Source organism: Bacillus cereus group sp. N21 (assembly GCF_016483395.1).
Taxonomy (GTDB): domain Bacteria; phylum Bacillota; class Bacilli; order Bacillales; family Bacillaceae_G; genus Bacillus_A; species Bacillus_A pseudomycoides.
This window is the reverse complement of record NZ_JAEHBX010000115.1, coordinates 1-9331: the sequence shown is the minus strand read 5'-3', so window position 1 is coordinate 9331 and position 9331 is coordinate 1. Positions and strand designations below refer to the sequence as shown.

Here is a 9331-nt window from a genome sequence, read left to right as displayed (position 1 = left end):
GGAATTGCATCATAATCTGTCATTGAATAGGCCATGTAGGTTCTATATCTCTATCAAATGGTTTTTGCACCAGAACCAGCTTTATATTCTGTCATGATATTGTTGATGATTGTTTTGACTGGCAGAATCTCTTTGATTTCATGAACTCTTGCGCCAGCAAAAACAAGACCATTCTCACAATCGCCATCCATTGATGTTATCAAAGAATCTAGCGTACAAAAACGATAAGAACAATTTTTTAGGCAATTAATGCACTTTTTTATTTTTATCTTTTTATCATCAGCTACCAGTTCAGTGAAGTTATTCTTAATAGTACGACCTTGGAGACCTACAGTTGTTTTGAGCAGTATAGTATCTTCCGGGCGAGCATGTACATATTTTTCTTTAAATGATAAAGGTGCGTCACACTCATTACTTGCAACGAATCTTGTCCCCATCTGTACTCCAGAGGCACCCATACTTAAGGCACGAGCAAGATCTTTTCCGGTCATAATTCCTCCAGCAGCAATTACGGGAATTTTAACCGCCGCAACTACTTCAGGTAATATATCGAATAAAGCTCTTTCGGTTCCAAGGTGTCCCCCGGCTTCATAACCTTCTACAACAACCGCAGATGCACCCAGACGTTCAGATAATTTAGCAAGCTTCGCTGAAGAAACGATTGAAATAACTGGTATGCCGGCCTTTTTGCCCCAAGTATACATATCTCTTGAAATTCCAGCACCTGATATGATGAAATCAACTTTTTCTTCAATGGCCGCTTTCATTTTTTCAGCAAAATCATTCATCGCGAAAAGAACGTTTACTCCAATATAACCGGCATTATTTACCTTTTCCTTTGCCTTCCTTATATGTAGTCTCATTTCATCGATGGAAATTCCAGTTCCTGAGATAATCCCCATTCCTCCAGCATTTGCAACAGCAGATGCAAGTTTGCTTAATGAAATACCTACGCCCATACCTCCCTGCATAATTGGAACCTTTGGTATCATATGACCGATTTTTAACTGTGGAAAGTTCAAGTAAAGACCCCATTTCATCACTGTTTTTAGAGTTTACCTTTAAAGCATCCTTATTGTAGCACAGCGTTTTTAATAAACACCAGGAAATTGACACCTGATACTAGTAGTTTGTGATGTTTTTTGTTGTTTTTCACAAAATGTTCGAATAATATTCTATAAATCTTGAAACAATCCCAAATTTACACTTTTATGAATAGCTATGGAAGCATAGAAAATCATATTCGAAAAAATTAAATTTAGAGTTTAAGGACATTCGTATAAAAAGGAAAAAATATTTTTTCGTGATTCTTAGCATATTAAGAACATAGAAGGATAGCACCCCACATCTCCATCAAGCTAATGACAGCAAATACCCCATAATAAAAATTTTATGTACCCATGAAACAAAATTTTTATTATGGGAATCATCTCTTTTGTTAAGTTGATGGGCATGTATGGTGAGGCCTAGTAGTAAAAAAATAAGCGGAATATGATATCAAATATGTAAAAAAGGTCTCCTGAATTGGAGACCTCTTTTATCATTTGAACATTATAAATATAGCATGTCTTATGAGTAGTAAGACATGCTACTTTCAGAAAATGTGCTGATTGAGAAACGTATATTATCCCTACATAGCTTGTTGCCCAAACAAAATCCGCAAGTGTATCATATCATAAATCAATGATGAAAAAACGATGTATTTCACCATTCCTTGTATGTATTTCAAATAAAATGTATACTAATCATGATTTCTTTTGTGAATTTGTCAGGTGTTTTTTAAGTCAGTTTATGGTCGTTATCTAATCTATTGTATGTATCTGCAGTGAGGCTCTTATGTTAATCATAAGAGCCTGTTTGCATGTTTCCGCCTTTTTTCGGTACAATGAAAAGAAAGTAGTAGGCAGGGAGAGGAAATCCATGGCCAATCCATCATTAGTGAATTTACGCATTGATTTTGCATTTAAACAATTATTTGGTACATCGGGAAGCGAAGAAATTCTCATTACATTTCTGAACGCAATGTTAAGGGATTCGTTAGAATCACCGATTCAATCGCTTCAATTTGAAGATCCACATCTGCATAGGGAACATGAAGAAGATAAGTTATCGATTCTCGATGTTTCCGCCACATTAGATACAGGAACGAAACTTAATATAGAAATACAGATGAATAATCATCATGACATTCTAAAACGCTCTTTGTATTACTGGAGTCGGTTGTATGCGTCTCAATTAAAAAAAGGAAAACCCTATAGTTCTCTTCATAAAACCATTACAATTAATTTATTGAATTTTGTCATGTTTAAAGAATATGAAGAGTTTCATACGACGGGGAAACTGTGGAATATCCAACAACAGAAACTTTTAAGTGATGAAATTGAAATTCATCTTATAGAAATTCCAAAACTCATGCAACAATGGCGAGAAGAAAAGGTCAATCCGTGGAAAGATTCTTTTGTACGATGGTTACTATTACTTCCTGCGAATGAAGATGAACACTTAACACAAATTTTGGAGGCGATTGCAGTGAACCAAGATCCAATGTTACAGAAGGCGCTCGATAAATGGGAACATATGAGTCAAGATGCTTCATTTCGTCAAGCGTATGAAGCACGGGAAAAGATTCTAATGGATGAAGCGGCAGGCATCGCACATGCATTAAATAAAGGGCGAGAACAAGGTATTCAAGAAGGCGTTCAGCAAGGGAAACGTCAAATGATTCTCGGTATGCATCGTTTACAAGTCCCAATAGAAACCATTGCACAAGCCAGTGAACTCACGATTGAAGAAGTAAAGAAAATCATAGAGCAAACATAAAAGAGGCGGACTTTGGACCGTCTCTTTTTACGAAAAAACACAACAAAGACAGTTATGCCAGACTGTCTTTGTTGTGTTTGTAATTTTGCAAGTGTTTGTACGTATATATCATATCAAAATAGCTTCTACCATACAAAAGAAAAGCCTATATGTATAGAGTGTGTTGTGGGAACACTCCTCAAAAAAGAGATACAGCCACGATAATTCGTGACTGTATCTTTTCTCTGCGTAAACTCACTATATGTAGCAACTAATCCTTACAGATTGCTCTTCAATACATAAATGTAGCGTACTTTTTAGAGAGTTTACAATTGATATATATATGTCAAAATTAAGCGTCCCATTCATTAAGGCTTTTTATTACTTTTTTTCTTAAACGGGGCTTTAACTTTGCTAGCGTATCTTGTAATTGGCTGTTTAATATTAAAAATTGAGCACCCATCATTAAATAATATGTAGCATCATTTATATACCTATAATGACTTGTATATTGTTTAGTAGGGGTCTCGCCACATCGCTATCAAGCTAAGAAATACATTATTCCCCAAAACAAAAAATATATATTTTTAGAACGTACTACAACTTCTGTTTGGTTACTAAAGTATCTAAAAAAACAAGGTCAACGCCAGCCCTGAAACTAGGTTTAACCGATATTAATAAACTGGACAATCATCCTCTTTTAAAAAGGATGAGTTTTTTAGAGGTTCCTGTGGAATTTTATGTTAAACTTACTATGAAGATTACGAAAATTCATTCTTCAATAAACGGGCAAGATTATTGAACAAGTTTTATGAACTTTAGTGGTAGCATCATTAGTGAAATGCTTTATAACAACTAATTAAGGAGGGATAGAATATGAGAAATAACTTTCAAATCGTTGCGTTACAAGAGAAGGAGTTTAATAACCTATTTCTAATGAATGAAGAAGCATTAAAAAGTATCGGGGCAGTCAAAATAATAGCAAATAAAAATCCTGGATATCCTTGCAGGATAAGTTTGAAGGATGCAGAGGTAGGAGAAGAGGTAATCTTACTGAATTACCAATATCATAGTGTTAATTCGCCTTATAAAGCAAGTGGTCCTATATTTATACGAAAGGGAGCAACTACCGCTAAGCTAGATGTAAATGAAATTCCGCTTATGTTACATCATAGGTACCTATCTATACGCGGCTACAATGCTGAATCAATGATTGTAGAAGCGAGGGTTACAGAAGGTGTAAATTTAAGAGAAAATATAGATGAAATTTTTGATAATAAAGAAGTAGAATATATTCACATTCTTAACGCTAAACCAGGATGCTATAACTGCCTTGTTAATAGAGTGTGAAAAAATTGAAAATGCAAACTTCTATTATCCTATAAGGGGTACCACCAATCGCTATCAGGCTACTTCAACAAACCCTCCCCTAAAATGAAAAAATACGCTATTCTTTTTGTAGAATCATAGGAAAGGATGGCGTTTTTGTATGTCTATTTCTGTATCTGATGAATTACAACTATTTGCTCAAGAGATTCAAAGTTTTTTATCTCCAAATACCTTACGGGATCTTGCTAGAGATGTTGGTTTCGTACAACGAACCAGTAAATACCAAGCAAAAGATTTAGTCGCTTTATGTATATGGATGAGTCAAAATATCGCTACAACCTCTTTAGCTCAGTTATCTAGCTGTTTAGAGGCATCCACAGAAGTACTCATCAGTCCGGAAGGACTGAATCAAAGGTTTAATAGATCAGCCGTTCAATTTTTACAACACATATTGACTAACCTTCTAAATAAAAAACTAACTTCATCTATGCGAATTTCTTCTCCATACACCTCTGTTTTCAAGCGTATTCGTATTTTAGATTCAACTGCATTTCAGCTTCCAGATATATTTTCATCCATTTATCCTGGGGCGGGAGGATGTAGCCATACTGCTGGGATGAAAATTCAACTTGAATATGATCTATTAAGCGGACAATTCCTACATATCCATACAGGTCCAGGTAAACAACATGATCGAACCTATGGCTCTCTGTGTGTCCCAACTGTAACAGCAAATGATTTGTGTATCCGAGATTTAGGGTATTTTCACTTAAAAGATCTGCAACATATACAAGATAAAAAGGCTTATTATATCTCTCGTATTAAATCCAATACACGTATTTATCGAAAAAATCCCAACCCTGATTATTTTCAAGATGGAAGAATCAAAAAAGGTACGGAGTATATACAGATAGATATGGAGGTCTTAATGAATTCTCTTCAGCCAGGTCAAACATATGAAATATCCGACGCTTATGTAGGAATGACTGATAAAATCCCAACTCGTGTGATTGTTCATCGGCTAACAAAAGAACAGCAACAAAAACGATTACAAAATCAAACTGTAAGAGAAAAAAAGAAAGGAATGAAGTATTCTGCTCGTAGTAAACGACTTAGCGGTATCAATGTATACATGACCAATACCTCTACAGATATTGTCCCGATGGGACAAGTACATGATTGGTACTCTTTACGTTGGCAAATCGAGATTTTATTTAAAACATGGAAATCATTCTTTCATATTCATCGTTGTAAAAAGATAAAAAGAGAACGATTGGAATGCCATTTGTATGGGCAACTGATTGCAATTCTACTCTGTTCGTCTACTATGTTTCAAATGCGACAATTACTTCTTATGAAAAAGAAACGAGAACTAAGTGAATATAAGGCCATATATATGATTAAAGATTACCTTCTTCTTATTTATCAAGCTACACAGAAAGACACCCAAGAACTATCAAAGATTCTCATTCGCCTGTTCAACCTCCTACAGCAAAACGGGCGAAAATCCCATAGGTATGAGAAAAAAACCGTCTTTGATATATTAGGTGTCGTTTACAATTGTACCATGTCTGATGATCAAGCGGCCTAATTCAAAAAATGAAACCCGATAGGGTTTATTTCGCATGCAAATCTTTAAATTCTCTACAACTAGCTTTTAGAAAAAAGAAACAACCTCTACTATACTTGACGTTGTATGGGCTTAGCTTGATAGCGATGGGGTCTCGCCACATAGCCATCAAGCTAAGAAAAGCATTAACGATATGTAAATTGCATTGCTATATCTTTTGCATCTTCTTTATTTAAATGGTAAGAGGTGTCTTTTATAATGTTTTTTCAATTCAAGATGAACTACAACTGTATTCCCAAGAGTTACAACGTTTAATTTCTAGAAACAGTGCAGTGTTTTATTAAAAATACTGCACTGTTTACTTAATTTGTATCACGTACAATTTTATATTTTATTATAAAAAGAAAAGAGCAGATAGTTATGAGCAAGCCACAATATAGTAGAATATCAGATATAGAAGTGCCAAATGTTAAGCATATGGATACAAAAGCATAGGATAACGGGACTAAACCATTGGAAGAGGCACTTACGAAGCTCATAACTCTCCCTAGCTTATCTGTTTCACTGTTTTCTTGAATAATAGAAACCAGTGGTACATTAATCATAGAAGACATGAAACCCATCATCACAAGTAAAAGGATTCCTTGCCATAAAACATATATTTGACCAAGAAAAGAAAGTGAAATACCAAGAAAAGAAATAAGTATTAGAATAGAAAGCCCTCTTTTTTTTCTAATATTTAAAAGTCCAATTAATAAAGCGCCACCTAGCATTCCTCCTTGATAAGAGCTTTGTAAAAAACTTACCTCTACTGCCTTTCCATGTAATACTTCGTTCGCTAATAATGGAATTCCCATAAGTAAAGGACCAAAGAAGAAGACATTAATAGTCATTAAAATGAACAGTATGGATTTTAAAAAAGGCATATTCCATACATATTGAAAACCTCCTAATAGCTCTTGTTTAGCAGATGCTTGCCCGGAAGAAAGTGAAAGTTTTTTTTCTTTAATACATAATGTGAAAGTGCATGAAATTACTAAGAAACAAGCGACGGAGAAAAATAAAACTGAGAAAGAACTAACGGTAATAATCCAACCACCTATCATTGGTCCAGTAAACATTGCAACTTGATTGGAAGTTTGAATAAAAGAATTAGATCGAGTTAACATCTCTTTGGGAACTAGAAGAGGAAGAAGGGATTGATTCGCTGGTGAGAAGAAAGAATCTAGAATTCCAAACAGTAGTGCAAAGACCAGTAATGACCATAAATTTAATAGATGTAAATGTAATAAAGTAATCATAATAAAAATTAGTAAGCAACGCGTGAAGCTAGAGACTAACATAATTTTTGAACGTTTAAAACGATCTGCCCACACTCCTCCAACAGTCATTAGGAGGACTCGTGGGATCATAGTTACCATCATGACAATCCCAAGCGCTGATTCCTGACCTAAAGCTCGAATAACATACCATTGCTCTGCAAATAGGTAGGTTGAAAGAGCAAGAAAAGAAGCGGTACTTGATAACCAAAGGAATAAAAATGCACGGTTTTTAAATAATGAAATACTCGTATACTTAGGTTGAGCTTGTTGTGATATGAAAGGTTCACTCAATGAATATTCCTCCCTACAAATAATGAATTATGAATCTTGGTTAAAGAGTGGTTGATCAATTTCAAAGCCTGTGATTGTAACATAAAAGTTTTTATTGGCATCAGTTTTTGTGGAATCTTTTAAGGTTTCTTTAACAAGGTATCTATACTGGTTTAAAAACTTTATAAATTGTTCTTCTGTTAATGAAAATTCTGTTTGCATCGAGATACTAGGCCAATCTTCAACATCGGAAGATGTTAAATTGAATGATGAATCTGGAGCAGTTAATACTCTTGTTTGTGCACGATGTAATACTTCCAAATAAGATTGTCTCGTTGCCTCTTGTGATTCAGAATAATGAAGTAAGTGATTTGCAGGAATAAAACCACGTGAAACGGCTTGATAGTACTTTAAAATATTTCCTCCCTGTTCTTCTTTTTTTACTAATTGAATGATGTTGTGTTTTTCTAGTTCGCGGAGATGATAGTGTACTTTTGCGCGAGAAAGATTTAAAAGTTGGGAAAGTTGGTGACCTGTATATGGCTTTTCGACTAAGTATATAAGCATTTTTGTACGCAATGGATCACTTATTACTTTTAATTGTTCGTATGTTTCAATAATTGAAATCGCTTTTTGTTTCATTTTGCACCATCCTTTTTTTAACCAGTTAAATTTATTTAACTCGATTTTATTACAATTTTAGATCAAGGGAAAGGGATTTCTGAAATTTCTAAACAAAAATTTTTTGATATAGTTTGTGGAAGTGGATACTCTTTAGAGTACATGGTGTTTGATTAAAAAAATGTTTTAAACGGGGTAGCACCATACGTAAGAGGCATAGGTGAATTAGAAGAAACAGAGTGTGTTATTAAATACAACCGTATTTCTTATAAATATTGGGGTTCAGCCGCATGCCCATCAACTTAAGGTTTTGGTGTCCCCCCACAACGATAAAAATAAACTTGGTTGCCATAAAAGACATCACGTTTTCATTCTGAAAGCATTATAGAAGTTTAACCTAATATATAGCAGGTACCGACTATTAAGTAATGGGATTAGTCGCTACATCAATAAAGATAATTTAAATTAAAAAAACACCTTTCATTAATGTTGAGTGAAAGGTGTTTTTTTAATTATAATTCATCTTCTTCAGCTTTGTTATGATTATATTTACCAAATCCATATATACATAAACCGAAAAGTACCCCCCATATAATGTTGCCAGTAAGGTCTCTCATAGTAATTGTTTCTCCAGATAAATGTGGTAAAAAAGTATATAAAACATAGAAAATAAAGCCTGAAATTATCGAATTTCGTATCAATGTTTTATTATTTGCATAACGTAAGTATACTTTTTTTATACGCATCATTATAAATATATAAGATGATGTTATTAAAAGAATAATTAAGGATAGCGTACCAAGTGATGTCACTTCTTTATTTAAAATCAAATCATATATGATAGCTCCAAAGCAGATAATAACGACTAACATCCCAGCGTTTGCCATTATTTCAAAGGCTGTATTTTGTTCTCGTTCATCAACAGAAGTACCCTTACCAAAAAGATAAAATTTTAATAGCTTAGACATTAATCTTCCTCCCAAAATAAATCATTTAATGTAACACCTAAACCTTTGCAAATCTCAATACATAATTTCAAAGATGGATTGTATTCACCCTTTTCTATTAGACCGATTGTCTGTCTACTTACATTTGTTAATTTTGCTAATTCCCCCTGTGTCATACCTGTTTCAAGTCGAATTCGCTTTACTTTGGTAAGCATATTAGAAGCCTCCAATACATTCATTTCCTTTGTAATGTATATATTACATTAGTCACATATATGTGTCAATAATTAGCGATTTCATCATCTTATATTTCCAGGGATATCCCTATATAAATCAACTTTATAAATTTGTATCTATAAAATGAAAAAAACGCTATTCTTTTTGTAGAAATATACAGTGGTCTGACCCCATTTGGTGAGACAAAGAAAAAACACCTAGACAACATGTTTCCTATAAGCTATAGGTGACATGTT

The 9331-nt window shown here is 33.9% G+C and carries 8 protein-coding genes; 3 read left to right on the top strand and 5 right to left on the bottom strand.

All coding sequences use genetic code 11. The features are described from left to right. Positions 1 to 53: 53 nt before the first annotated feature. Positions 54 to 1040 carry an NAD(P)H-dependent flavin oxidoreductase gene (locus tag JDS96_RS28850; protein ID WP_199668869.1) on the bottom strand — a complete coding sequence of 329 codons (987 nt, stop codon included), beginning with the start codon at positions 1038 to 1040 and terminating at the stop codon, positions 54 to 56. Between the two features lie 880 nt (positions 1041 to 1920). Here JDS96_RS28850 and JDS96_RS28845 point away from each other — a divergent pair. The 3 genes from JDS96_RS28845 (at position 1921) to JDS96_RS28835 (ending at position 5719) form a co-directional block, all read left to right on the top strand. After that, on the top strand, positions 1921 to 2820 hold the full coding sequence (locus tag JDS96_RS28845; RefSeq protein ID WP_199668868.1) for an Rpn family recombination-promoting nuclease/putative transposase: 900 nt from the start codon (positions 1921 to 1923) through the stop codon (positions 2818 to 2820). Between the two features lie 855 nt (positions 2821 to 3675). After that, entirely contained in the window at positions 3676 to 4149 is a 474-nt protein-coding gene (locus JDS96_RS28840) for a DUF1203 domain-containing protein (RefSeq protein ID WP_071744082.1), read from the top strand. A 139-nt stretch (positions 4150 to 4288) separates the two neighbouring features. Further along, a complete protein-coding gene (locus tag JDS96_RS28835; RefSeq protein ID WP_199668867.1) occupies positions 4289 to 5719 on the top strand; it encodes an IS4 family transposase in 1431 nt (476 codons plus the stop codon). Between the two features lie 341 nt (positions 5720 to 6060). Here JDS96_RS28835 and JDS96_RS28830 read toward each other — a convergent pair whose 3' ends face one another. The 4 genes from JDS96_RS28830 to JDS96_RS28815 form a co-directional block, all read right to left on the bottom strand. Then, positions 6061 to 7311 (bottom strand): MFS transporter, encoded by a 1251-nt coding sequence (locus JDS96_RS28830; protein ID WP_199668866.1) that lies wholly within the window; start codon positions 7309 to 7311, stop codon positions 6061 to 6063. Between the two features lie 27 nt (positions 7312 to 7338). After that, the gene (locus tag JDS96_RS28825; protein ID WP_199668865.1) at positions 7339 to 7932 is read right to left on the bottom strand and encodes an ArsR/SmtB family transcription factor; all 594 of its coding nucleotides are present in this window, start codon (positions 7930 to 7932) and stop codon (positions 7339 to 7341) included. 491 nt (positions 7933 to 8423) lie between these two features. Continuing rightward, positions 8424 to 8879 (bottom strand): hypothetical protein, encoded by a 456-nt coding sequence (locus JDS96_RS28820; RefSeq protein WP_199668864.1) that lies wholly within the window; start codon positions 8877 to 8879, stop codon positions 8424 to 8426. After that, the gene (locus JDS96_RS28815; RefSeq protein ID WP_199668863.1) at positions 8879 to 9073 is read right to left on the bottom strand and encodes a helix-turn-helix transcriptional regulator; all 195 of its coding nucleotides are present in this window, start codon (positions 9071 to 9073) and stop codon (positions 8879 to 8881) included. Before JDS96_RS28815 ends, JDS96_RS28820 begins: the two co-directional genes overlap by 1 nt. Positions 9074 to 9331: the final 258 nt, after the last annotated feature.

Bases quoted from the DNA above. Each gene is read 5' to 3' on its own strand.
- JDS96_RS28820 (WP_199668864.1), bottom strand. From the start codon at position 8,879: ATGTCTAAGCTATTAAAATTTTATCTTTTTGGTAAGGGTACTTCTGTT.
- JDS96_RS28835 (WP_199668867.1), top strand. From the start codon at position 4,289: ATGTCTATTTCTGTATCTGATGAATTACAACTATTTGCTCAAGAGATT.
- JDS96_RS28845 (WP_199668868.1), top strand. From the start codon at position 1,921: ATGGCCAATCCATCATTAGTGAATTTACGCATTGATTTTGCATTTAAA.
- JDS96_RS28850 (WP_199668869.1), bottom strand. From the start codon at position 1,040: ATGAAATGGGGTCTTTACTTGAACTTTCCACAGTTAAAAATCGGTCAT.
- JDS96_RS28840 (WP_071744082.1), top strand. From the start codon at position 3,676: ATGAGAAATAACTTTCAAATCGTTGCGTTACAAGAGAAGGAGTTTAAT.
- JDS96_RS28815 (WP_199668863.1), bottom strand. From the start codon at position 9,073: ATGCTTACCAAAGTAAAGCGAATTCGACTTGAAACAGGTATGACACAG.
- JDS96_RS28825 (WP_199668865.1), bottom strand. From the start codon at position 7,932: ATGAAACAAAAAGCGATTTCAATTATTGAAACATACGAACAATTAAAA.